General features: G+C 44.1%; 21 protein-coding genes and 1 pseudogene. 3 read left to right on the top strand and 19 right to left on the bottom strand.

Going from position 1 to position 25431, the window contains the following annotated elements; genetic code table 11:
• Window positions 1-58 precede the first annotated feature (58 nt).
• Window positions 59-1810, bottom strand: coding sequence for an oligopeptide ABC transporter substrate-binding protein (locus NRE15_RS10355; protein WP_313792805.1), 1752 nt, complete (start codon window positions 1808-1810; stop codon window positions 59-61).
• A 98-nt stretch (window positions 1811-1908) separates the two neighbouring features.
• Window positions 1909-3786, bottom strand: coding sequence for a S9 family peptidase (locus NRE15_RS10350; protein ID WP_313792804.1), 1878 nt, complete (start codon window positions 3784-3786; stop codon window positions 1909-1911).
• Window positions 3787-4726: 940 nt separating this feature from the next.
• Between NRE15_RS10350 and NRE15_RS10345 the strand changes: the two genes are divergently transcribed.
• Window positions 4727-4921 (top strand): hypothetical protein, encoded by a 195-nt coding sequence (locus tag NRE15_RS10345; RefSeq protein WP_313792803.1) that lies wholly within the window; start codon window positions 4727-4729, stop codon window positions 4919-4921.
• Between the two features lie 409 nt (window positions 4922-5330).
• Here the strand turns inward: NRE15_RS10345 and NRE15_RS10340 are convergent, their stop codons facing one another.
• Genes NRE15_RS10340 through NRE15_RS10330 form a run of 3 tightly spaced genes read right to left on the bottom strand, consistent with a single transcriptional unit; the run spans window position 5331 to window position 9837 of the window.
• Window positions 5331-6488, bottom strand: a complete 1158-nt coding sequence (locus NRE15_RS10340) for an NADH-dependent flavin oxidoreductase (RefSeq protein ID WP_313792802.1) — start codon at window positions 6486-6488, stop codon at window positions 5331-5333.
• 22 nt (window positions 6489-6510) lie between these two features.
• Window positions 6511-7956, bottom strand: coding sequence for a 6-phospho-beta-glucosidase (locus tag NRE15_RS10335; protein WP_313792801.1), 1446 nt, complete (start codon window positions 7954-7956; stop codon window positions 6511-6513).
• A 24-nt stretch (window positions 7957-7980) separates the two neighbouring features.
• Window positions 7981-9837 (bottom strand): beta-glucoside-specific PTS transporter subunit IIABC, encoded by a 1857-nt coding sequence (locus tag NRE15_RS10330; RefSeq protein WP_313792800.1) that lies wholly within the window; start codon window positions 9835-9837, stop codon window positions 7981-7983.
• Window positions 9838-9963: 126 nt separating this feature from the next.
• Here NRE15_RS10330 and NRE15_RS10325 point away from each other — a divergent pair, with 126 nt between their 5' ends.
• Complete coding sequence (locus tag NRE15_RS10325; RefSeq protein ID WP_313792799.1) at window positions 9964-10695, top strand: GntR family transcriptional regulator; 732 nt, start codon at window positions 9964-9966, stop codon at window positions 10693-10695.
• Window positions 10696-10986: 291 nt separating this feature from the next.
• On the opposite strand, the gene NRE15_RS10320 is transcribed toward NRE15_RS10325, so the two are convergent.
• On the bottom strand, window positions 10987-11166 hold the full coding sequence (locus tag NRE15_RS10320) for a hypothetical protein (protein WP_313792798.1): 180 nt from the start codon (window positions 11164-11166) through the stop codon (window positions 10987-10989).
• A 378-nt stretch (window positions 11167-11544) separates the two neighbouring features.
• On the opposite strand from NRE15_RS10320, the gene NRE15_RS10315 reads away from it, so the two are divergent.
• Window positions 11545-12291, top strand: a complete 747-nt coding sequence (locus tag NRE15_RS10315) for a hypothetical protein (RefSeq protein ID WP_313792797.1) — start codon at window positions 11545-11547, stop codon at window positions 12289-12291.
• Window positions 12292-12423: 132 nt separating this feature from the next.
• Here NRE15_RS10315 and NRE15_RS10310 read toward each other — a convergent pair whose 3' ends face one another.
• From NRE15_RS10310 to NRE15_RS10250, 13 genes and pseudogenes are all read right to left on the bottom strand, one after another.
• A complete protein-coding gene (locus tag NRE15_RS10310) occupies window positions 12424-13035 on the bottom strand; it encodes a class I SAM-dependent methyltransferase (RefSeq protein ID WP_313792796.1) in 612 nt (203 codons plus the stop codon).
• 36 nt (window positions 13036-13071) lie between these two features.
• A complete protein-coding gene (locus NRE15_RS10305) occupies window positions 13072-14187 on the bottom strand; it encodes an NAD(P)/FAD-dependent oxidoreductase (protein ID WP_313792795.1) in 1116 nt (371 codons plus the stop codon).
• On the bottom strand, window positions 14187-15299 hold the full coding sequence (locus NRE15_RS10300) for an ammonium transporter family protein (RefSeq protein ID WP_313792794.1): 1113 nt from the start codon (window positions 15297-15299) through the stop codon (window positions 14187-14189). The genes NRE15_RS10305 and NRE15_RS10300 overlap by 1 nt, the downstream gene beginning before the upstream one ends.
• A 371-nt stretch (window positions 15300-15670) precedes the next feature.
• A complete protein-coding gene (locus NRE15_RS10295) occupies window positions 15671-15898 on the bottom strand; it encodes a hexameric tyrosine-coordinated heme protein (RefSeq protein WP_313792793.1) in 228 nt (75 codons plus the stop codon).
• A gap of 97 nt (window positions 15899-15995) precedes the next feature.
• Window positions 15996-17378: a L,D-transpeptidase family protein gene (locus NRE15_RS10290; RefSeq protein WP_313792792.1), complete on the bottom strand. Its 1383-nt coding sequence runs from the start codon at window positions 17376-17378 to the stop codon at window positions 15996-15998.
• Between the two features lie 129 nt (window positions 17379-17507).
• A complete protein-coding gene (locus tag NRE15_RS10285; protein ID WP_313792791.1) occupies window positions 17508-18227 on the bottom strand; it encodes a YebC/PmpR family DNA-binding transcriptional regulator in 720 nt (239 codons plus the stop codon).
• Between the two features lie 249 nt (window positions 18228-18476).
• Complete coding sequence (locus NRE15_RS10280) at window positions 18477-19325, bottom strand: aldo/keto reductase (protein ID WP_313792790.1); 849 nt, start codon at window positions 19323-19325, stop codon at window positions 18477-18479.
• Window positions 19326-19595: 270 nt separating this feature from the next.
• Window positions 19596-20532: pseudogene (locus tag NRE15_RS10275) on the bottom strand (IS30 family transposase).
• A gap of 460 nt (window positions 20533-20992) precedes the next feature.
• The gene (locus tag NRE15_RS10270; RefSeq protein ID WP_313792789.1) at window positions 20993-21280 is read right to left on the bottom strand and encodes a NusG domain II-containing protein; all 288 of its coding nucleotides are present in this window, start codon (window positions 21278-21280) and stop codon (window positions 20993-20995) included.
• Window positions 21280-21507: an SHOCT domain-containing protein gene (locus NRE15_RS10265; RefSeq protein WP_313792788.1), complete on the bottom strand. Its 228-nt coding sequence runs from the start codon at window positions 21505-21507 to the stop codon at window positions 21280-21282. Before NRE15_RS10265 ends, NRE15_RS10270 begins: the two co-directional genes overlap by 1 nt.
• 44 nt (window positions 21508-21551) lie before the next feature.
• Window positions 21552-22388 (bottom strand): prolipoprotein diacylglyceryl transferase, encoded by an 837-nt coding sequence (gene lgt, locus NRE15_RS10260; protein ID WP_313792787.1) that lies wholly within the window; start codon window positions 22386-22388, stop codon window positions 21552-21554.
• A gap of 71 nt (window positions 22389-22459) precedes the next feature.
• Window positions 22460-23080, bottom strand: coding sequence for an adenylate kinase (locus NRE15_RS10255; RefSeq protein WP_313792786.1), 621 nt, complete (start codon window positions 23078-23080; stop codon window positions 22460-22462).
• 132 nt (window positions 23081-23212) lie between these two features.
• Window positions 23213-25294: a heavy metal translocating P-type ATPase gene (locus tag NRE15_RS10250; protein ID WP_313792785.1), complete on the bottom strand. Its 2082-nt coding sequence runs from the start codon at window positions 25292-25294 to the stop codon at window positions 23213-23215.
• Window positions 25295-25431 lie beyond the last annotated feature (137 nt).

Below are 25431 nucleotides of genomic sequence, written 5' to 3'. Positions count from 1 at the left end.
GGCAACGGCTAATTTTTTCCACAGAAAAACATAGCCATTTCTGGCTATGTTTTAGAAGTTATTCGGCGATGGGTTCGTCGGCGGTGAGGTAGATGTCGGTCCAGTCGAGGTCGGAGCCGGTGGAGACGTCGTATTGGCTGACGCGGTTGTTGACGGCGGTTAAGGAGTAAGCGAACAGGGTTGGCAAGAGTGGGATTTCGTCGATCATGTAGGCTTGCCAGTCGTGGTAAGCTTGGATTCGGGCGGCTTCGTCAAAGGTTTCGTTGGAATTTAAACGGGCGTGCAGGGCATCCAGTTCGTCGGAGGCAAAGCGGCTGTCGTTCCAAAAGACGTCACGGCCATAGAATTTGTATTGGTTGGGATCGCCACCGATGGTCCAGGCGCCCTGGAACAAATCAATGGCAGGGTCATCTTGTTCAACGCGTTCGTAGAAGGCGTTGGATTCCATGAGGTTGCCGTCGACGAGTTCCACGTTGATGCCGACTTCAGCCCAGGCTTGCAAGTAATATTGGGCGATGACTTCGGACACTTCGGCGGTGTTTGGCGCTGCAAAGCCCAGAGTGAATGGCTCGCCATTTAGGTCTTCGACAAAGCCGTCGCCGTCGTTGTCCACAAAGCCCGCTTCGGCTAGAAGGGCCATCGACTTATCTGGATCATAGTGGTAGCCTTCTTGGTCCGCGTTATAGAGCGTTTTGAAAATGGGCGTGATGTGTGAATTGGCGTTGAACCGCAAGCCTTGATAAAAGCGACTGCCGATTGAATCGTTGTCGATGGCATAGGCCATGGCTTGGCGGAGAGATTTATTGGATAAAACGCGGTTGGGGTCGTAAGCAACCTCGCCGGCGGCTTCATCCCACACGCCCATTTTGAAACCAATATAATTATAGAAATTCGCTTCTTGGCCAAGGATGGTAAAGTTGGTGGCGTCTTGGAATGTTTCGAATTGGTCGCTCGGTAAGGTGGCGATGTCGTAGTTACCGGCTTTAAGTTCGGCGACAATTTGCGATGGGTTTACCACATCAACAACTAGGGCATCGACATTGGGTTTGCCTTTATAGTAATGCTCATTGGCTTCAAAGGTCACGGACTCGCTCGGAATAATCGACACTAGTTTGAACGGCCCGAACCCCACCGGGTTTTGACGAACTTGGTCGCTGTCTTCTAATTCAGCTATCGGAATGTCCTTTAAAATATGCTCCGGTTCAACATAAGCCGACAAGCCACCCCCCGATTGTAAAATGGAACTGGTGAAATCTTTATAGGTGATGCGCAAGGTGTAATCATCGATCCGCTCCAAGCCTGCAATGTCTTCGGTGTCGCCACTGTTATACTCGTCCATGCCCACAACATTCGAAAAAGCGATGCCGTAGCGCACGCCCGTATAATCAGGATGGCCGACAATATAATACGGCACAATCACATCATCAATATCGAGTGGCTCGCCGTCATCCCAAAAAGTGCCCTCAGGAATCGTTACGGTGACTTGTTTGTTGTCCGGGTCAAAAACAATATCGGCAAAACCCGAGTTATCAATCGTAAAATTCTCGTCGTAGCCGTAGAGCCCTGGGTTAAAAAAGGACACCACCAGCCCGTCAACACCCATCGAAAAATACATATTATTAAATACCCCTGCAAAGGCTTCGCCCACTAAGGCATAGTGGACCGTGCCCCCTTCAATCGGATCGCCTGCGTGTGTCACGCTGGATTCAAAGGAAATTGTATCGTTTTCTTGGGCAGAAATCGGGACAGATAGGGTGCCCCCTAACATTGAAGCGATTATGGCACTGGTAAATAATTTATTTTTTAACATTTCAAACCCTCCTTAAATTCTGTTAAGGAGAGTTTAGCGTAAACGGTAGGATTAAGCAATGGTTTGATTATAAAATAATTAGAAACATTTGATATTTATTAGAATGACAGATTCATACAGGCTTTGATAAAATCAATCACTTGCGGGTAGCAGTCGAGCTTGTTGGCCCGCTTTTGCAAGACGTGCCCCTCGTCTTCATACCGCAAATACGTCACATCCACTGCCTTTTTTAATAAATATCCCACCAACTGCTCTGCTTCATCAACGGGCACACGCGCATCATTGGCGCCGTGAATGACCATGAGCGGCCCTTTAATGTTGTCGACGGCAGAAATCGGCGATACTTGGTATAAGACTTCACGGTCATGGGCTAAGGTGCCGTATTCCGATTCGCGGTGCGCCCGGCGATAGGACGATGTGTTTTCTAGGAAGCTGACTAGGTTAAACATGCCAACGTTGTCGACCGCCCCGCAAAATAAGTCAGGGAATCTAGCCGCTGACGATAGCGACATGAAGCCACCATAGCTGGTTCCTGAAACCAGGATTTTCTCCGGGTCGGCGGTTTGCTTGGCAATGAGTTCTTTGACTAAATATTCGATGTCTTTGACCGAGTCGAGGCGCTTTTCGACATTATCTAGTTGCTCGTAGGCTTTGCCATAGCCCGTACTTCCTCTGACATTCGGTGCGGCCACCGCCATCCCGTTGGCTAACATGTACTGAATATATTCATTAAATATCGCTCGTTCTTGGAATTCGGGTCCGCCGTGAATTTCAATCACCATCGGTAAGTTTTTAGCCGGCATGCCTTGCGGAATGTAGAGCCAGTAAGGGATGGTCAGGCCATCAAAGGATGTGTAGTGCTTTAGGACGGGTTCAACAGCGGTATTTATTAGGGTGTTCTTTAGAATGGTTTTAAAGGTTTGGGTCGGTAGATCAAGGTATAGCACGCTGAGCGGTTGGGCGCCGGACGAAAAGGTGAACAACAGGCGTTGCGAGTCGGGGCTCCAATCGAGGGTGTCGTAATAGGCCATCACGCCTTGCGGCTGGTTGGCGATGGGCAGCTCGGTCATGTCGGTGGTGTCAAAGAGCTTGAGTTGCGAAAGGCCGTCGGCGTTGATGAGGGCGGCAAGGTGCTGACCATCGGGACTTAGGCTGATATTTTCAACGTCCCAGTTAAAGGTGTAAGTGGGTTGGAACGTCTTGGTGGTCAGGTCGTACTCGGCAATGTACATGAAATCGTGATTCAGGTTGGTCAGGAAATAGAAGCCGGTCGAATCGTTTTTCCAGACAGGTTTGTCGTAAGTCGCTTGGGTGGCGAACAGCGGCTCAGCGGTTTGACGGTCAAAATCGTAGAGCCACAAGGGTTGGTCTTCTTCCGAGAAGAGCTTTTGGTAAATAAAGTAACGGTTGTTGGGCGACAGGGTGGTCGGAAAATTATAGTTGTCGTTATTTTCTAGTAGTGTGGTGTGCTGGTGGGTGGTGGTGTCATAGGCGGTCAGGTCAAAATTGGCAAAGTCACGTTGGTTGCTGGTGTAGATGAGTTGGGTGGTTGGGGTGGTGCGGCTGGTGGTGGTGCTGGTGGTGCGGCGTAGGGCGCCGAGGTAATTGACCATGTCACCTGCAGGGCTGATTTTGGTGGTACGGTTGGTTTCATCTAGCATGTAAATATGGAACTGCTCATTGCCACCCTCGCTCATGGTGAAAAAGATGCGTTGGTTGTTGCGATCGATGATGTAATCGGATATGAAATTTTCGTTATGAGTGAGTTGGGTTGGTGGTTGGGGGTGGTGCTGCACTGGGTGGTGCGGCGATAGGTTGTGCGACGATAGGTTGATGCGCCAAAGTTGGTCCACCCCGTTTTCGTTACTGATGCAGATGATGGTGTCGTCGTCAAGCCATTGCGGCTTTCTGAATTGGACCATGTCGAGATAGCCTCGTAGCAATTGTTGTTGCTGGTTTAGTTGTTGTGGTGTCATAGGATTTTGAACTCCTTTCGAATTTAGAATTTGATGCTTTCCAGTTTAGCATATGTTGAGGGGGATAGCCTAGCGGAAGGTGGTTTTGTGTGGTAATAACTTTGTCTGCGGTGATTTATGGGTTTTCAATTTGTTTGGGGGGATCGCGTTATAGTAATTGGGTTTACTATAATGCGTTTGGGGATCGCGTTATAGTAATTGGGATTTACTATAATGCGTTTGGGGATCGCGTTATAGTAATTGAGGTTTACTATAATGCGTTTGGGGATTGCGTTATAGTAATTGAGGTTTACTATAATGCGTTTGTTATTTTGGAGTTACTATGCGTTTGGCATTCGTATATAGCGTTTTATGATTTCCATATATGCGATTGCCATTCGCATATAGCGTTTTATGATTTCCATATATGCGATTGCCATTCGCATATAGCGTTTCGTGGTTTCCATATACGCGTTTTCTTTTTGTGTTTAACGATTTACGAATTCCATGTATACGATGGTTAAACGTGATGGTTATGGGGCGAAGTTTTACAAATCATAAGCTAGATTTAGTTCCTATAAGCATCGAGTTGCTCTATTGCCATATAGATGAAGGTACTGTGACATTAAGATTCTTTATGATTTGAGTTGGCGGCGAAGGTTGCCTAATCCCTCGCCACCTATTTAATTTGGTGGCGAAGGTTGCCTAATCCCTCGCCAGCTATTTAATTTGGTGGCGAAGGTTGCCTAATCCCTCGCCAGCTATTTAATTTGGTGGCGAAGTCTACCTACTCACTCGCCACCAATTGTCATATAGCGGGTTTGAAACGAGATGTCGCCAAATCACGCTTCGTTTGGCGGAACTCATCTGAAACATTGTCCGGTGTTTTGGCATATTCGCCCTATTGCTCCTATTTGCCGGTCGTCGTTTTCGCGGGAAGGCCGGCAAATGAACTTGCCGGATGTCAGCCGAAATCGACGTCCGCCTTTTTGACATATACACCTTATCACTCCAATTTGCCGGACGTCATTTTCGCGGGAAGTCCGCCAAACCAACTTGCCGGATGTCAGCTGAAATTGTCGTCCGGCTTTTTCGCATATTCGCCCTATTACCCCACCTTGCCGGACGTCATTTTCGCGGGAAGGCCGGCAAATGAAACTGCCGGATGTCAGTTGAAATCGACGTCCGGCAAATTGGGATATATGACGAAAATTATCAATAATGACTTGTGAGCCACTTTTCACTTGCTAGTGACCGCCAAACCACACTCCATTTGGCGGGCTCTCCTCCTGCCACAGCCAAACCCCGCTTCATTTGGCGAGCGTATCAAGGTTGTCAGCCAAACCAACTTTCATTTGGCGGACGTAACACAACCCTACGACAAACCAACTTTCATTTGGCGGGCGTATCAAGGTTGTCAGCCAAACCAACTCTCATTTGGCTGACGTAACACGACCCCCCGACAAACCACGCCTCATCTGCCACCACCCTCGCCCTTATAGCACCACCACCTCATCAAAACAGCCTAGGGTAGCAATGGCTGCCCTAGGCTGTTTAGGAGATATTTATTTGGTTTCTAAAAGGGCGATGGATTCGGCGGGGATAGAGCCGCTGGCTTTTAGAGGGGGGGCTTGGAGGTAGAAGTTGGCCGGCAAGGCTAGGTCTTCTACGCGGCCGGCGACGTCAAAGTTGATGTCGGCTTCGTGGCCGTTTTTGAGTTTTTCGACAAAGTCGGGTTCGACGATGATGGCGGATGCCATGGCGACCAGGTCGACGTAGTTTAGGGCGTCAAGGGCTTTGTCGGGGCTCGTCACGTCGCCGGCACCAATCAGGACGGCTTTGCCGGCGATAACGTCTTTTACTAAGGCGTTGATGACTTGGCCTTGGTGTTGGCCGCGTTTTGAGGTGGTTTTGTAGGCTTCGGGACCCCATTGGGCGGTATGAATATAATCCAATCCGATGTTGGTTAATTCCTCAATCAAATACAAGGCTTCATCGGCCGTGTAACCAACGTTGTCGCCGTGGATTTCTTCTGGGCTGATGCGGTAGCCGATGATAAAATCGATGCGCCCGCTGTCTTTAACCACTTCTTTGACTGCCTTCAAAATGGCTTTAGGGAAGGCAGCACGTTTTTCGAGTGACCCGCCCCATTGATCGGTCCGGGTGTTAGAAATTTCTGAGAAAAATTGTTGAATCAGGTAGTGGTTAGCGCCGTGGATTTCCACGCCGTCAAAGCCAGCCGCAATCGAACGACGGGTAGCGTCTTTGAAATAACCGATAAATTCTTCGACTTGCACCGCCGTTAAACCTGTGACGGGGTAAGGTAAAAAGCTGTAGTTGGCGTCACTTGGTCCATATACTTTGCCTTCATCTTTATAGGAATATTTGGCTTCGCGGCCGGGATGGAAAATTTGGGCGATGGCCGTTGCGCCATCTGCTTTCATCGTTGTCGCCAACTGCGTCAAGCCCTCTAATTGGTCGTCGGATTTATTGGACAAACCGTAACCAAAGGCATTGCCTAACGGTCCGACATTAGCCGCACCCGCAATCAAGGTCCCGGCACTCTTCGAACGACGCGCAAAATATTTGAGGTCATCCTCTTGAACATCCCCTTCATAGCTCGATCCCTCAACCACCATCGGCGCCATCACAAAGCGATTTTCCAGCACTCTGCCGTTAGGTAATTGTACACTTTCAAACAACTTTTCATATTTTTTATTCATAATAAATATCTCCTTTTATCCTTTAGTCAATGGTTAAATCTTCGCCATTGGTTGCAATAACTTTTTTGTACCAATAAAATGAATCTTTCTTAGAGCGTTGCAGGCTACCATTCCCGTCATTATCACGGTCTACATAGATCATACCATAACGTTTGCTCATTTCTCCGGTTGTGAAGGAAACGATATCGATAATTCCCCAAGGTGTATAGCCGATTAAATCAACGCCATCCTCATTCACAGCCTTTTTGATTTCCTCAATATGATCCCCCAGGTATTGCATACGAGGCACATCATGAATGCTACCGTCCGACTCGACCGTGTCGACCATGCCTAAACCATTTTCCACAATAAATAACGGAATTTGATAGCGGTCGTAAAGGCGATTCAAGGTGTAGCGCAGGCCAACCGGGTCAATGGTCCAACCCCAATCCGTAGCGGTGGTATATGGATTATCAACTTCATGGGGAACTGAACCGTGAACTTTTTTTACGTCTGAAACGGGTGAATCAACATCCACAGCGGTTGACATATAGTATGAGAAACCTAGATAGTCAATCGTGCCTTCACTCAGAATGGCTTCATCCCCCTCAAGAATCGGGATATTTAATCCTTCACGCTCAAATAGTTTCAACGCATAATTGGGATAATAACCCCGAATCATCACATCCGGGAAGAAATAACGCATCCGCATCACTTCTTCAGCCAACATCACATTGTTAGGATTTGAATTTAAGGGGTAAACAGGCACATAGGCCACCATACCCCCAATTTGGAAATCCGGATTAATTTCTTTGCTTTTTTTCACCGCTAAGGCACTGGCTAACAAGGCATGGTGGCCAGCCGTGTACATCACTTCTTGGGCATTTTCCCCTTCCTCAATGGTCACTCCCACATTGGTCCACAGGAAAACCGGTGATTCATAATCCATCATGTTGTTGATTTCGTTGAAGGTCATCCAGTATTTCACTTTGTCTTTATAACGTTTAAAGACGGTTTCAGCAAAGTGCACGAAAAAGTCGACCACTTTCCGATTTCTAAAACCCCCATATTCTTTAGCTAAATGTAGCGGAATTTCAAAGTGCGACAAGGTAATGACTGGCTCGATGTTGTATTTAATTAATTCATCAAATAAATCATCATAAAATTGCAAGCCAGCTTCATTTGGCTCGGCCTCGTCGCCCATGGGGAAAATTCTTGACCAGTTAATTGACGTCCGCAAGGCTTTAAGTCCCATTTCAGCAAACAGTTTGACGTCTTCTTTATAATGACCATAAAAATCAACGGCTTCGTGATTAGGATAGTATTTATCGGCTTCGACAGTATCCGTAATTTCACGGTAGCCTTTGACACCACCCGCCACCATCACATCCGCCACACTTGGCCCTTTGCCGTCTTTGTCCCAACCACCTTCCGCTTGATGGGCAGCGATGGCGCCACCCCATAAGAAATCTTTTGGTAATTTCGACATTTCGATTCTCCTTTTCAAAGTAAGTTATTTATTAACGATTAAAATATCGGCGTCGTCGGCTGCCTGTTCGTTCAGTTGGATATCTTCAAAAGCGTCTGGGTTGGTAATTAATACCGGAGTGACCGTTTCTTTGCCGGCGGCTTGGATCGCTTCGATGTCAAATTCAATTAATAAATCTCCCTGCTGAATTATATCGCCTTGTTTAACATGGACGATAAAAGGTTTCCCTTCTAATTCGACTGTATCCAGACCGATGTGGATTAAAATTTCTAAGCCCTGGGCTGTTTTAATGCCGATGGCATGTTTCGTTTCTGCTAGCAAGATGATTTCACCCTCAACAGGTGCATACAGTTTGCCCTCAGTCGGATGAATCGCTACCCCTTTACCCATAGCTCCTGATGAAAACACTGGATCATTGACTTGACTAAGCGGAATGGTTTGACCTTTAAGGGGCTTTTTAAGGACGACAGGAAAGGTATTATCCGTGAGGCTTGTGATGGTCTCAGTGGTTTGTGATGCTTCAGACGGTTCCGTTTCACCAATCCCAAAAATAAAGGTTAGTACAGCACCGACTAAAAAGGCTGCCCCAATCGCAATGACATATTGCAGCGTTGGGCTGTAGTTTGGAATGGTTAGGATACTATTGAATGAGAAACTGGTCATCACAACACCGAATAGACCGGACAAGCCACCACCAACAGCAGATGCAATCACCATGATTGGCACTAAGCGTTTATAGCGTAAAATAATTCCGTATAAGATAGGCTCTGTTACCCCAGCTAACAAACCAGATAAGGTTGATGACAAGGATAATGAGCGTAAGTCTTTGTTATTACGGTAACGTAGAAAGACCCCAAAAGCGATTCCCATTTGCGCAAAGGTTGCTCCCGCTGTAATTGGATTGACTGGATCGCCTCCCCGCGCTAGATTATCTAACATAATTGGGATCGTTCCTAAGTGAACCCCTAGAATAACCATGAATGGCCAAGCTGCACCCAGAATAATACCCGTTAGGACGGAAGAGAAATCTAAGAGTGCGACAATAACCGTTGCGATGATACTTGACAGATATTGTGAGAATGGACCAAAGACTAAGGCCGTTAAAGGTACCATAATTAAAAGACTCAACATAGGGACTAGGAATAATTGAACGGTATCTGGCACATGTTTTTTCAAGAAACGTTCAAGCGGTGCATAAACGGCTATCGCTACTAACATCGGAAACACGGTTTGAGAATAATCAGAAACTAATAAAGGAATACCAAAGAAATCAATATCCCCACTGGCGGTCATCAGACTGGTAAAACTTGGCTCCATTAGAGCCGCACCGATAACCCCAGCTACATAAGGATTAACTTTTAAATACTTACCGGCTGAAACAGCTACAAAGATAGGAAAGAAGTAGAACAAACCATTTGAGGCTGCGTTCAAGACCATAGCGGTTGAACTTTCAGGATTCCACCATGAAAATAAATTTAAAATGGCTAAGACGGCTTTGATCATACCCGAACCTGCTAAGACAGGTACAAGTGGGGAGAGTGTTCCGGAAATATATTTGAATACATTTGATAAGACATTAGTGTCTTTGTTGGTTTCTTCGTCAGGATCGAGATTAGCGCCACCATCGCCTGCGATGCGTGAGATGGCAAGGATTTCGTCATAGACTTTGCGAACGTTATTGCCTATTACAACTTGATATTGACCACCCTTTAATTGGGCTGTAAGGATATTTGCATGGTTCTTCAGAGCTTCTTCATTAACAATTGACTCGTCTCTCAATTGAAAGCGTAGACGTGTTGCGCAATGAATCAGTGACGTCACATTTTCTTCTCCACCAACTTGTTCCAAAATAAATTTAGCCAGTTCCCGATTATCAGCCATTTTATTCTCTCCTTTTGTATTAGCTTAATTATATTATACTAGTATAATTTTATTTGTAAAGAGTTTTTTTGAATTTTTTTTCTGATATAATGAGAAGCAGAGATATTTAGTTGAGGGGTTAAAACAATGCCAAAATATATTTCAATTGCAAAAGCGATTTTACGGTACATTCAAGACAATGAGTTGGAGGCTGACGATAAGTTGCCGAGCATTCAGGTTTTGGCTGAGCAGTTTGACGTGAATAAAAATACGATTGTGTCTGCTTTAAATGATTTGGAGCGGCAAGGTGTGATTTATCAGGTGCGGGGTTCGGGGGTTTATGTTAGGGGGAATAATCGCAAGGGGTACATTAATCTTTTGAATTTAAATGGCTTTAATTCGATTTTGAGTCAGTTTAATATTGATTCGAAGGTGATTGGTTTTGAGTTGATGGAGGCCAACGAGGAGATTGCGGAGAATCTTAAGTTTGATTTAAGTCGTGAGGATGAGGAGCATCGGGTGTATCGGGTGTATCGGATTCGCTATATTGAGGGGCGTCCGTTTTGTGTGGAGGAATCGTTCTATGCCAAGGCGATTATTCCGTATTTGAGCGAGGATATCGCTTCGGGTTCGATTTTTAAGTATATTAGCCAGGACCTGAACATTGATATTGGGTATGCAGATCATTATTTCCGGGTGGCGCAGCTAAGTCAAGAGCATGCGGAGTATTTGAATTTGAAAAAAGGGGATCCTTCGTTTTACCTCGAGTCGGTGATGCATTTAACCAATGGCAAGCCGTTTGATTTTTCAAAAATTGTGTACCATTACCAGGAAGCCCAGTTTTTTGTGCAAGGGACGAATACGCAGATGGGGTATTAGGTGGGGTGAGAGGTTGTTGGTGGGTGGTGGGTGGATTGGTGCTGCGGGGGTGCTGCGGGGGCCGGGGTGACTGGGGTGACCGCCAAACCAAGTCTCATTTGGCGGGTTTGACACACGTGAACGCCAAACTGGGCTCCATTTGGCGAGCATAGTTCCTGTCACCGCCAAACCAGCCTTCATTTGGCGGGCACAACGCCTATCACCGCCAAACCACACTTCATTTGGCGAGCACAACTGAAATCGTCGTCCAGCATTTGTCTTTCACACCTTATTCCTACAATTTGCCGGACGTCATTTTCGCGGGAAGGCCGCCAAATGAACTTGCCGGATATCAGCTGTAATTGTCGTCCGGCTTTTTGACATATACGCCCTATCGCTCCATCTTGCCGGTCGTCGTTTTGGCGGGAAGGCCGGCAAACCAACTTGCCGGATGTCATCTGAAATCGACGTCCGGCTTTTTGACATATACACCTTATCACTCCAATTTGCCGGACGTCATTTTCACGGGAAGGCCGGCAAACGCACTTGCCGGATGTCAGCTAAAATCCACGTCCGGCAAATTAAGATATTTGACGAAAATTATCACTCTTGTCTTGTCATCCACTTCCCATTTACTAGTGACAGCCAAACCGCACTTCATTTGGCGAGCACAACTGAAATCGTCGTCCGGCATTTGGCTTTCACACCTTATTCCTACAATTTGCCGGACGTCATTTTCGCGGGAAGGCCGCCAAACCAACTTGCCGGATTACAATTGAAATTATCGTCCGGCTTTTTGACATTTACACCTTATCACTCCAATTTGCCGGACGTCATTTTCGCGGGAAGGCCGGCAAACCAACTTGCCGGATGTCATCTGAAATCGACGTCCGGCTTTTTGACATATACACCTTATCACTCCAATTTGCCGGACGTCATTTTCACGGGAAGGCCGGCAAACGCACTTGCCGGATGTCAGCTAAAATCCACGTCCGGCAAATTAAGATATTTGACGAAAATTATCACTCTTGTCTTGTCATCCACTTCCCATTTACTAGTGACAGCCAAACCGCACTTCATTTGGCGAGCACAACTGAAATCGTCGTCCGGCATTTGGCTTTCACACCTTATTCCTACAATTTGCCGGACGTCATTTTCGCGGGAAGGCCGCCAAACCAACTTGCCGGATTACAATTGAAATTATCGTCCGGCTTTTTGACATTTACACCTTATCACTCCAATTTGCCGGACGTCATTTTCGCGGGAAGGCCGGCAAACGAACTTGCCGGATGTCATCTGAAATCGACGTCCGGCTTTTTGACATATACACCTTATCACTCCAATTTGCCGGACGTCATTTTCACGGGAAGGCCGGCAAACGCACTTGCCGGATGTCAGCTAAAATCCACGTCCGGCAAATTAAGATATTTGACGAAAATTCTCACTCTTGTCTTGTCATCCACTTCCCATTTACTAGTGACAGCCAAACCGCACTTCATTTGGCGAGCACAACTGAAATCGTCGTCCGGCATTTGGCTTTCACACCTTATTCCTACAATTTGCCGGACGTCATTCTCCCGGGAAGGCCGGCAAACCAACTTGCCGGAACACACCTGAAATCCACATCCGGAAAATTAGGTTATAAGACGAAAATTCTCACTAATAACTTGTCAAACACCCCCTCTCTCCCTGCCACATAAAAACACCCGCTCAAATCTTCCGATTTAAGCGGGCATCTCACATAGATGATTAAATTTTCTGAAAAATCATTTGGATAACATGGCCAGCGCCATGATGCATCGCACCTTCATTTCGAACGGTTTCACCTACAAAAAAGTGAATGATGCGCCAACCCTTGAATAGCTCCAATAATTCAATCGGATCATATAACATAGCGATATTTTTTGGGCCGCCGGTTTTGAAACGCAGTTGGTCGGTGGAGTAGACCTCTGAAATGTAATAACCTTGCAGCTTGATGGTTCTTTGGACGCCTTGCAATATCCTTTGGCGATCCTGCGGATTAAAGTGGCCGTGGATATTGACGACGGCATCCCACTGATTCGCTTCCCACTCGACATGCGCTAAATCAACCTGTTCGGTTTTTATGGTCACCTGTTTTTTTTCCGCTAATTTGCGCGCTTTTTTCAAGCCTTCGTTGGAATAATCCCATGCGGTCACCGTTTTATTGGCTTCCGCTAAAAAGACCGCATTGCGTCCTTCGCCTTCAGCAATACACAAGACGTCGTCGATCGTTTCAAGCAGAGATATTTTTTCTTGTAAAAAGACGTTCGCTTCTTCGCCATAGACGTACGCTTCTTGACTGTATCGATCATCCCAACTAGTCGTTTTATCTGTTTTCATGACCAAACCCCTTCTTTCATCCCACTAGCACTTGCACTAGCAGACACAGTCAGTTCCACAGCTATCCAAATCCGTCAGATACATTTGGTTATCCAAATAGTCTTGAATGGCGGACTCCCTAAGTTCTAGCCCTTCCCGGCTGGCTATCTCATCAATAATGACCGCAAAGCGTTGACGGAACTTGTAGATAAAACACAGGACAACCTGCCCATGCTCGACTTGAGGTCCCACCATAAACAAATTCGAATGTAGCGTCGATTCATCAAGACCTGTCAACACCGCCCGATTACCCTCTACTTCAAACAAATTATTTATTAGTGGAGATTGCGTTGCCGCAAAACCCGTTGCTACAATCGGTGCTGCCTGCGTAGCGTAACGCTCACCCTGCTCACTCACCAACTGAAAACCCTCATCGGTCACCAGGATTTCATTCATTCGAACCCCCCGAACAATACGAATCCTATCTTTAACCGCATGATATCTTTCGCGGGTATATAACGACAGACCCAAGCTAGGGTCAGACGATTCAGAATCCAGACTCGCATGACGCGCATACATCACCGACCGCTTGCCCTGTTTAGCAAGCTGAATCGCCGCATCAAAACCTGATTCATTGCCACCGATAATCGCATACTCCGAAGCTTCCCCTAAACGACTATAATCACCTAAGTCCGCATATAAAACCCCATGCTCCGCCCCTTTTAAATTGCGGGTGTTGGGAAAACTTAAATCGCCCACCGCCAAAATGAGATATTTGGAATAATATTGATTATCTTTACTCCATAATTTAAACCCCTCATCCGTCTTTTGAATGCCAATGATTTCCTCTTGTGTGTGGACCGTAACATCAAAATAAGCGGCCACCTCCTCCAAATAGCTGGCATACTCTGGACCCGAAAGATGCTCTTTTCCCGCAGACATCCCCGGCGACGTATTCGGCGTAATCGCATTTAAGTCCGGAAAACCAAACCCGGACGTATTAAAAGACGGCGTAATAAAGCGGGTGTATTTATTCCAATGACGAAAAGATTGTCCAATCTTGCCCTTGTCAATAACCTGAAACTGATCCATGCCTAACCGCTTCAAAGCAACCGCCACACCAATCCCTGCAGCGCCAGCCCCCAAAATCGTTATTAATGAAGAACGCTCCATCATTCACTCCTTCTTTCTCTTAAATAATCGTCGGTCACAATTAAAGCTAAATACGTCCCGATTAAACTAATCAGAATGGTTAATACAATCGCAATGCCTTGATACAAAGGAAAACCCTTCAAACCAACCCCACTAATAAATACCCCTGCCTGTCCGTCGGGTGTCAGTGCTGGATTCACCAACAAAATACTCCCGAGCGCGCCGACTAATCCTCCAACCCCATTCATCACGAAGGAGTCCACCGGATCATTTAGTTGCAGACGCTCCATTAGAAAACAAACTACCAGTCCGCTCACGACCGTGACAACCAGCATCTCCAATGGCCGCACATAGCCCACCAAAGCCGTAGAAGTAACCAAGCCCACAATCATTCCAGACATAAGATCATCGATAGTCACCGTCCGTCTTCGATATAAGAGGAAACCTGCTGAGCCACCAATGATGGCTAAAATGGTATTGATTAAAACGAGACCTAATTGTTTGTCTAAATTATCAATCGGCCCTAAATTGAAGCCAAACCAACCAAAACTGATTAAGATGGTTGCCAAATAATGGATAGATAACGTCTGTGCACCGCTTCGTTGGATGCGGATTTCCGATTCCTTATCATTATAATAGCACGCAAGCAACAGACTGGTAAAGCCTGCCGACACGTGCACGACCAAGCCCCCAGAAAAATCAAGGGCGCCTGCTTGGTGTAAGAAACCTTGCGGATTCCACAGCAAACGCGCAATCGGCACATAAACCAATAGCAACCATAAAGGCACGAATAAGATAAAAAATGGCCATTCCACCCGATGCATCAAGGTGCCCACAAACATCCCAACCGCATAAAGGAAAAAACAAGCTTGTAGAACCACCGCTAAAATTAAACGACTATCCCCCGCTTGCAATTGAGTCAAATACTGCCCATAACCCTCAACCGATACCGACGGCGCAAACGTCAAATAATAACCCAAAATCACCCACGCCAAAAAAGCAACAAACAAAGCCACCGTCGTCATCAAAAGCGTATCCCCCACTTTCGCCGCATACCGCCCATACAAAACCGGCACACTAAACAACATCGGCCACATAATAACCACACAAAACAAAATAAATCCCTCTGCCACCCATAAGCCTCCTTATACACCCACACCTGCAATACATTTGTTTAATCGCAGTGTTTAAATAGTAATAATTACTATTTAAGTTCATTATAGCCAACTTGTCAAGCCTTTGTTTAGACAGTGGCTTACCGACCGACATGAAAAATGTCTGTACTAGCGACCAAAGAAGCGGTTGAAAACCTTCTTTTTTGGCTTAAAGCGACCGCAATGCATTTTCACTTGTATTTCTAGTTGCTCAGAAGGGTATGTGCTCTTTAAACTACTTACCCACCCAAATTTAAAATTTTTAACTGCGAATCCTTTCAGGTTGACTTCACGACAAACAAAAAATACGCCTTCTAAACCTGAACGTTTGAGAGGGCGTATTTCTTCACTTAGTTCCAATAGTTATTAGCGGCTGCGACGGTTTGGAAATGGATGGCGACAACTTGGGAGGCAAAGGTTAGGCTATCGGCATTGTTGGCATAGGTTGGGCGCAACATTTTGCGAATTTCGGGATCGGGTTGCGTGAGACCAACAGCTTTGCGCGCTAGTTTCATGGCTAGTTCGTAGCCTTCTTGAGGGGTGTCTGTCTTAAGGGTTGGTAACCATTCTTCGGTCATAACAATCTCCTCCTATAAAATAGTGAAATTTATTCTAATTAAAGCCTATCAGAAATGTAAGCGTAAAGCAAAGTTTCGGATTCTATTTGCAGGGTATTTATTCAAAAACGATCACGGGCATGCCGGGGTAGGCGTAGTCAAAGACGAGGGGCATGATGTCGGGCGGCGTGTTGACGCAGCCGAGGGAGCCGTTGGTAAGGTAGGCGTCGCCACCAAAGGAGGGCTGCCAGTTCGCATCATGGATGCCTTGGCCGGTATCGTCAAAGGCCAGCCAATAGTCAACGGGCTGCACGTAATCACGTTCGGTGCGCGGATTGTAGCCAACGAGGGCTGAGGGCGATTCTAGGTTCCAGATGGCGTAGGCGCCTGGAATGGTATTTGTGCCGATTTGTCCGGTCACGACGGGGGTCGCAAGGACTTGAACGCCGTCAATGTAGACGAACATGGTTTGGTTTAAGATATCCACTTCGATGTAACTTGTGCCAATGTCATCTAAGGTGCCGTTGTAGCCAACACCCACAATCGCCGGTTCACGGACGACAGGGACAGCAGCATCTAAGTCTGAGAGAATCGCTTGGGTCTCCGCTTCACGATCAATTGACCAACCCAAGGTGCCTGGAACAAGTTGGACTTGTCCTTGTAAGGTACTGTTAAAGTAACGGTAGTCGTCGTAGGTGGCGTATTGGTCGTTGAGTGTGCCTAGATAATCAAAAATCATGGTTTCATCAAAGGTCACTTGATTATTTTCATCTAGGTAAAGCCAGCTTAAGATGCGTTCCGGCGTGATGACTTCTTCATATCCGGCAATCAACAGTGTGATTTGAAGGTCGTTATAGGCTTGGATTTGATTCCATTCGGCTTGTAAGTTTTCATTGGTTGCGGTGATTTCAGCTTGGCGATAAGCGTCGCTCACTTCAACGGTCGTTTCCCCTCCTTGAAAAGCCTCTAAAACTAAATATCTCAGCTTCTCTTCATCAATTTGCGTCCCCGTTTGCTCGGGTTCTATGTAATAACCTGTGTCTTGGGAGTAAGCTATGTAGGCATTTTGTGGTACTTGGCGCTCTTGGCTTGTAAGTTGGAGCGCATCATCAATTGCTTGGCTCACTGTTTGGGGATTGATATCTAAATTGCCTGCATTAAAGCCATCAAGTTCAATCGCCGTTACTAGTCCCGTCACCCAAGAGGTTTGATTCTGTTCTTGAAGAAGAGAATCAAGTTGGTCGAAGATGTTGATTTGCGGCTCTAAGTCTGCTAATTGAATAGTTGCTAGTGGCGTTCCATCTTCCGTTAAGGTAAGGGTGTTACTCATTATTTCTTGGGTTATTTTTCCATTAGCTGCTTCCACAGTTAAATGGCTAATATCAACGTTGGCAAAGGTGGTATTTCTAGCAAATCGTTGGGAGTAGAATTGGTCGCCAACCGTATAACCAATACCTAGAAATAGTGCGATTACTAGTAGTGTCTTCCAAAATCTCTTCATTCTATACCTCTTCTCTATTTTTTAGTACTTATAGAGTTCAGTATAGGGGATATTTATTTTTCTTTTATTGACGGGGGTCAAGTTTTGATGAAAAAATCCCACCTTCGGAATGAAGGTGAGAGATTTATTTTAATAATTGGCATTATGGATGACGTCTGTGACGTCGTCATCGTCTTCGAGGGCGTCGATCATTTTCTCGAAGGTTGCCAGGTTTTCGGCATCTAAATCAATGGTGACGGTCGGGGTCATGGTCAATTCGGCTTGCGCAAGGGGGTAGGTTTGCTCAAGCTCGTCGCGGACATCAATAAAATCTGCGGGTGCTGTAAAAATTTCAAACGCCTCGTCTGAGGTTATCAGTTCATCCCCGCCCGCTTCTAAGACAGCCATTAACATGGTATCTTCATCGACGTCTAGGTTTTGGCGTTCAATGGCGATGTAGCCTTTACGCTCAAATTGGAAAGCGACCGAGCCGCGTTCAGCCAGCGTGCCACCGTTGTGGGTGAAGGCTGTGCGGATATTACTGCCGGTGCGATTACGGTTATCCGTCAGCGTTTGAACTAAAACAGCCACGCCATTGGGACCGTAGCCTTCGTACGTTACCTCATCATAGTTTTCGCCCGCTCCAGCTTCAGTTGCCCGTTTGATCGCCCGTTGGACATTGTCATTGGGCATATTGGCCGACTTGGCTTTATCCAAAGCCAAGCGTAGGGCGGGATTCATTTCAGGGTCCCCGCCCTGTTTTGCCGCCATATAAATTTCACGCGATAATTTCTGAAAAATCTTTCCGCGCTTTGAATCTTGTGCGTTTTTACGTCCTTGTATATTTTTCCATTTTGAATGGCCTGCCATTGCTTCACTTCCTATATGTATATTGTGGTATAACCATATCATATTTAGGGGGTTGGGACAATGATGGTGGTGTAGCAGGGGTATTTATTATATAAATGGTTTTAAAAATTTATAGGGTTCTTAACACATCTGTATGATAAAAGTATGTCGAAATTGCGTTCACAAAAGCGTTCATGCTTTTTTATTTTCGATTGATATGCCTCGAGCGAACAAATCTGCGTGCCTTCCTGATTTATTTAAATAATCCGATTAAATCATTGCTAAATGTTCTTTTCTAGATGGTTTTGGATACAATTGGTCAATGCGTTCTAAGTCTTCTTGCGTTAGCTCAATTGTTGCTGCTTGAACATTAGAACGTACATGATCTGGATTAGATGATTGAGGAATCGCAATCGTATTCCCATCGCGAATACACCAGGCTAATGCAAGTTGATAAACATCGCTTTGATACTTTTGTGCCATAGCAATGATTACTTTTTGTTTCGTAAAACCTGCCCCAAAACTATCTCCTTGTGCAACTGGTGAATAGGCAATTAGTGGTATATTATGCTGCCGCATGAAGGGGAGTAGGTCGAACTCAATGCCACGCTCTCCAATGTTATACAAAAGTTGGTTAGACTGGCACTGTGCGCCTTGTTCCAAGGCTAAAATCTCTTCAATTTCATCGGTATCCAAGTTGGACACACCCCAAGATTTAATTTTTCCTTTTTGTTTTTGTTCTTCTAAGGCTTCAACGGTTTCACTTAATGGCACACTGCCACGCCAATGCAACAAGTACTGGTCTAAGTAATCTGTCCCTAAGCGTTTTAAACTCGCATCTAAGCTTTTTGATAATTGCCGTTTGGATGCATTGGATGGTAGTACTTTAGATATTAGGAATAAGTCTTCACGCCTGTAAGGCTTTATCGCTTCTCCTACTAACATCTCAGACCTTCCGCTTCCATACATCTCTGCCGTATCAATCACTTGGATGCCAGCTTCAATTCCCGTTCGAATCGCTTGAATCTCTTGCTCTTTTGATTTCGCATGATCACCCATATGCCAAGTTCCAAATCCTATAGCTAATACATTTCTTCCAGCAATTTTTACAGTTTTCATCTTATCCCGCTTCCTTTTTTGAATGACTGATGATTAGTGACTTTTGTATAGTTTATCATTAAAGATTTTGACTTTCTATGTATCTACTGCTAACTTAGCATCCTGGTTTTGGGTGTAAGACTTATCTGCTTGGTGGTGGGTTTACTTTTCTTTACTTATGGTACGCATGTCCGTATCATCGATAGGTAATAAATTCTATTCGCTATCTGGTACGGTAATCTAATTATTATATGTTGAATTGCAATAATTATTGCGACAAATAATTTATCTTTATTCAATTAACAAGAGTTCGTGTAAAAATACTTCCAAGGGTGTTCGGTAATCTAGACATTTCCTAGGTCGATTATTCATTAACCACAAGGCTTGGAAGAGTTCTCGGTGCGTCACTTTAGCGAGGTCTGTTTTCTTAGGAAAGAACTCACATAGTAAACCGTTCGCGTTCTCATTGGTTCCTCTTTGCCAAGCACTATAAGCATCGGCAAAGTAAAAATCAATCCCTGCTGCTTCGACCTCAGCGTAACAAGCAAATTCTTTCCCGCGATCTGAGGTGAAGGTCTTTAAAGCCTCTTTTGGTAAGCTTTCTCTCAGTTCTTCAATCGCAGTATGCATGGAAACTTTAGAGCGATTTGGCATAGGTAAAGCGATATATAAACGGCTTTTTCTTTCTGCAAAGCTCGCTAAACAGCCTTTACTGGCCTCGAGAAGAAACCACTGTGTCCAGTTCCCAATGCCCGAACTCTTGTCTATTCTTTACTGATTTGGGCCGTTTCGAAATGGGCGTACCGATATTAAACTTGCCTCGCGTTTCTTGTGGTTGACGACTTTTTCCTTTGTGTCTTAAAACATCTAAGGATACCTTTAAGATTCCTTGGTAAATCCAGTTATATATGGATTTAAAGGAAAGTTTCCCCTCATAATCTCGTCCAATAATTTGTTCCGGTGACCACGTGCGTTCCAATTTATCTTGAATATCTTCAAGAAGCTTGGATGTATGTTTTGGCTTTCTCCCCTTATGACGTGCACGTTGATTGGCAGCTTCTTGAGTATCCTGGGCTTTATATTGTTCTGTGGGACACCGCTTAAGTTCTCGATAAATCGTTGATCGATGGCGACCGATTAATTGGGCGATGTGATTAATTTTATAGCCTTCTTGGTAGAGTATCTCTATTTTTGAACGTTCTTCTATGGTAAGATGTGCGTAGCTCATAACGGACCTCCGTGTGTATGTTTTTGTCGTTACTAACATCTTACACGAACCTGTTATGGGTTTCTTTATTTGTCGCACTTAATTTTACAATTCATCATATAAATTCTCCTTCTCTTCATGAGAATTCTATCAGAAGGTTAAGCCATTTGTCTATATGCCTCTATCAACTTAAAATTAGCTACTAACAACTGCAAACGACTTGTCGCATAAGTACTTTATGCTTATCAGTAAGCAGTGTCAATCATTTGTACTTAAAACATTTCTAATTCCCTTTAGAGAATCACTTCCGTCAGGACACAATATCTATCTCTGTATCTTCAGGATTTTCAGAGATAATTTCAATTAACAGTCGATGTGGAATATTCAAACTCGTCTCACCGGGACTTTGTATTCAACCCGTTTTAACGGAAATTTGTTGCGGGCTATTGTCTTCCTTGTTCCGAATTCTTTCTCCATCGATTTAGATGATGTTATATTGACCAGGAGCAGGGTAATAAGTGATCAGTTTATGTTCTTCGTTTCCTGTTAAAAGGAAACGATCGACTTCTTCGCCATCGATCGATATAACTGCGTATATCTTATCGCCTTCATTTTGAGAATTCTGAACAGAATAGATAGCCATCGGACTAAAAGAAAGAGCCACCAACAGAAAAATAATAATAATATCAAAGGGCTTCATCATTTTTAACAAATTTTTGATTACAATCCCCCCTTTTCTTTTTTTAGTTTTCAGCGCTTTTTTAATCACTAAAGATATTTTTTTCTTATTAAATATTCTTCTTCTGTTATATTGCCTCTAGCGAACTCTTTTTGAAGGATTTCTAACGGTGTTTCGCGATAATCTGAATAAGTAAAGCTAGACAACCATCGACCAATCAAATAGACAGCCACAATAACCAGCCCTATCCAAAATAGCCCTTTTAATAGAAATGAACTAATCCCAAGTTGATTCAACCAATTAAAACAATGACTCAACCGTTATTTCCTTCTGACTAATTAAATACTTATATTTGAACTTTTTACTTTTTAGACAGTTTTAAGCTTTCTGAGTAAAAGGGTTTTGATGGGTAATCTCTCCTACGATAAACCAAAAGAATGATTGCGCTAATAAACAGCACGAGCGATAGCATTTGTGAAACTCGCATAATATCCCCAATCCATAAACTATCGGTGCGCATACCTTCTATAAAAAAACGTCCAAATGAATACCAAATGACATAGCTGAGGGCAACTTCTCCTCGACGTAATAGGCCTTTCTGATTCCTTAGGATAATAAGAAGGATAAAACCTAATAAACTCCATAACGATTCATACAAAAATGTCGGGTGGTAATAGGTACCATTTATGTTCATCTGTTCAATAATAAACTCTGGTAAATAAAGAGTTTCTAAAAATTGGCGACTCACTGCTCCACCGTGGGCCTCTTGATTGATAAAATTTCCCCAGCGACCAATCGATTGAGCTAGGAGGACACTAGGTGCCAGTATGTCTAGTAAAAGAGTTAGCGTCATTTTCTTTCTTCTTGCAAACCAGTATACTGCGAGACCACCCGCAATTAGCCCCCCATAAATGGCAATTCCACCATTCCAGATTGCGATGATTTCACTCGGATTCTGTATATAGTAGTTCCATTTGAATAAAACGTAATAAAGTCGGGCACCGATAAAGCCAATTGGTATGGCCCATAATGCCATATCTACCATGGTATCTTCTTCAAGTCCCAGTTTTTGAGCTTCCTTTGTAGCTAATGAAATGCCGATCAGCATCGCTAGAGCAATAATAATTCCGTACCAATAAATTTTTATCGGGCCAATTGAAATAGCAACTGGATCGATTACACTAAGTAAAACATTCATTCTTCAATCCCCTTCATAGCTTACATTAGTTAATTGTTTTAAATCACATAATTTAAGTTCAATTTGTGTAGTTATGTGTTTACAGACAATAAACCCTCATTTATATTGTCAAACACATTGTCAAAATCCCCTTCACCATTGATAACGTAAAGCAGATTTTGCTCCTTGTAGAAGTGAATAAGTGATTCCATTAATTCCTTATTAATGTGTAGCCTATTTTCAATCACTTCTGGTTTGTCATCCAGTCGAATTTTTTCCCTTTTTGCTTCGATTTGGGAATTTCCTTGTTTTTCTTTTGAACGAAGATTCCCTCGTTGCGCTAACCGATGTCTTAACGTATCCTGACTTACATCTAAAAAGAAAACAGCGTCTAAATTCTGATTTTGACTTTGTAGGTAAGCTTCGAGCACTTTTGCTTGCTGTAGGGTACGTGGGTAACCATCCAGAACAAAGCCATTTTCAACATCTTTTGCTTGTAAGCGACTCTTAACCAATGAGTTTATCCACTCATCTGGAACTAGCTCTCCTTTATTCATATATTCTTGCACTCTGAGTCCGAATGTATCTTTCACCTTGGTTGCTTCTCGTAACATTTCACCAGTTGAAATAGCCGTCAGGTGGTACTCCTCTGCGATTCTTTTAGCTTGGGTGCCTTTCCCAGCACCAGGTAACCCTAAAAGGACCAGCCTCATAATTTTTCCTCCTTATAAACTAAAAAAAGAAAGAGATGATTTTTTAAATCATTTCATCTCTTCCTTTCCTGTGAAACTATTGTATTTTTACACGATAAGGTCATTCAATTATTTCATGTGCCAAATAACTGTTTATTTTGGCTCTAATTTCAATGTCATAGCATTGATGGCAACAATTACAGTCGAAAGTGACATCAAGACGGCACCGACTGCTGGGCTTAATGTTATGCCGATTGGTGCTAAGATTCCTGCAGCTATTGGGATTGCGATAAAGTTATACCCTGCTCCCCAAACAAGATTTTCTTTCATCTTACGTGTGGTCTTCTGAGCCAACTCGATAAAGGATTCAATGTCGCCCGGGTCTGACTGTGTCAAGATGACATCGGCTGAATCCAATGCTACTTGAGTTCCCGCACCAACAGCTATACCAACGTCTGCTAATGCAAGAGAAGGTGCGTCGTTGACCCCATCACCGACCATGATAACTTTCTTTTCTTCTGCTTTAAGTTTTTCAACTAATTCATATTTATCTTGAGGAGATTGATTAGCCAAATAATCAATACCTAAAATTTCTGCCGCTCCTTGAGCCGCTTTTTCATTGTCACCCGTAGCCATAATGGGTTGAATGTTGTTCTTTTTAAGGGCTTGTATTAATTCTTTACTTGTTGGTTTTAATTCATCCCCTAAAGCTACAGCACCGATTGCTTCGTCGTTTTCTACTAAGACACTGAGGGTTGCTCCTTTTGGAATATCCATATCTAGATTACGTCCGTATGCTTTTTGACTGATTAATTGATAACGATGTCCGTTAGCTTGACCTTCTACACCAGCGCCGGAAATAACATCAATCGAATCAAAACTTACTGGACGTATACCTTGCTGTTCTGCGTAACTGATAATTGACTGAGCGATAGGATGACTAGATCCGCCTTCGATACCTGCCAATAACGCAACAATTTCATCTTTCGTATATTTATCATTAAAGAGTTCAACATCTAGTACTTTAAACTCACCAGTCGTTAAAGTTCCCGTTTTATCTAAAACCATAACATCTGCATTTGTAGTCAACTCCAAAGCTTCGCGGTCTTTCACTAATAATCCCCGACTGGCCCCTAAGCTGGTACTACGTGCGGTAACCAATGGAATAGCCAGACCCAGCGCATGCGGACAAGCAATAACTAATGTGGTGACTGTAAAAATAACTGCCGTTGATACATCAGCGATAATCATCCATATAACAAGGGCAATAAGCGCTACAATAACCGCAATATAAAAGAGCCATCCTGCAACTTTTTGTGCAAGATTTTCTGCCCGAGATGGTTGGCTTTGAGCTTGACTGATTAATGTCTGAACCTGAGATATGAAGGACTTATCGCCCGTTTGTTGTATTTCTACATAGAGGACTCCGTCACCATTGGTTGATCCACCGATAACTTCATCTCCGGGATTTTTTTCAATTGGTTTCGATTCCCCAGTCAAAAGTGCTTCGTTAACACGTGATTCGCCGCGCTGAATGGTTCCATCTGCCGGAACATTTTCTCCGGCTTGAACACGAATCAAATCACCTACTTGCAAGTCAGCAACTGGACGTGTTTCAATTGAATCGTCTTCCAATACAACATGAGCATCTTTCGGCACCAACTCAGCCAATGCCTTTTGTGCATCTCCTGCTTCTCCAACAGCTTTCATCTCAATCCAGTGACCTAACAACATGATTAATATTAATGAAGAAAATTCAAAGAAAAAGTCCATCACATGTTCACCAGTCACATATCTAGCAATGACTGCATAAACACTGTAAAAGTAGGATACAGAGATACCAAGAGTGACAAGAGCCATCATTCCAGGAGCTTTTTCTTTAAACTCATCTATTGCCCCCATATAGAAAGGTTTACCTCCATAAATGTACAAAATCGTAGAGAGAAGAACCACCAATATATCAGAATACTGAAATGTAAACTGAAATGGTAACGAAATCCCCATCATAGGCGATAAAATCATAATGATAATTCCCATAGGCAATGATTTTAAAAATATTTCCTTGAAATCTCCATGGTGGTGATGATCGTGCCCGCCATGCCCACTGTGGTCATGACCAGCATGATGATCGTGATGCCCCCCGTGATGTTCCATTTCATTATGGTCGTGTTTTGAGTGATCCATGTCGCCGTGATTATGATGACTATGTGACGAATGTTTTTTGTTATTCCTCATTTTTAATTCCTCCTTATTAGATTAGAGACTGATTTTAAAGTTTTAGAACCCTCTCATCTAACACTGCATATAATTCTCATGAAAAGGGTTCTATACTTTATCTCTATCTACTATCTATGAATAAATGGTATTCGTAC

It is taken from the genome of Fundicoccus culcitae (assembly GCF_024661895.1).
Lineage (GTDB): Bacteria > Bacillota > Bacilli > Lactobacillales > Aerococcaceae > Fundicoccus_A > Fundicoccus_A culcitae.
The sequence above is the reverse complement of the archived record's forward strand: the minus strand, read 5'-3'. Positions and strand labels throughout refer to the sequence as shown.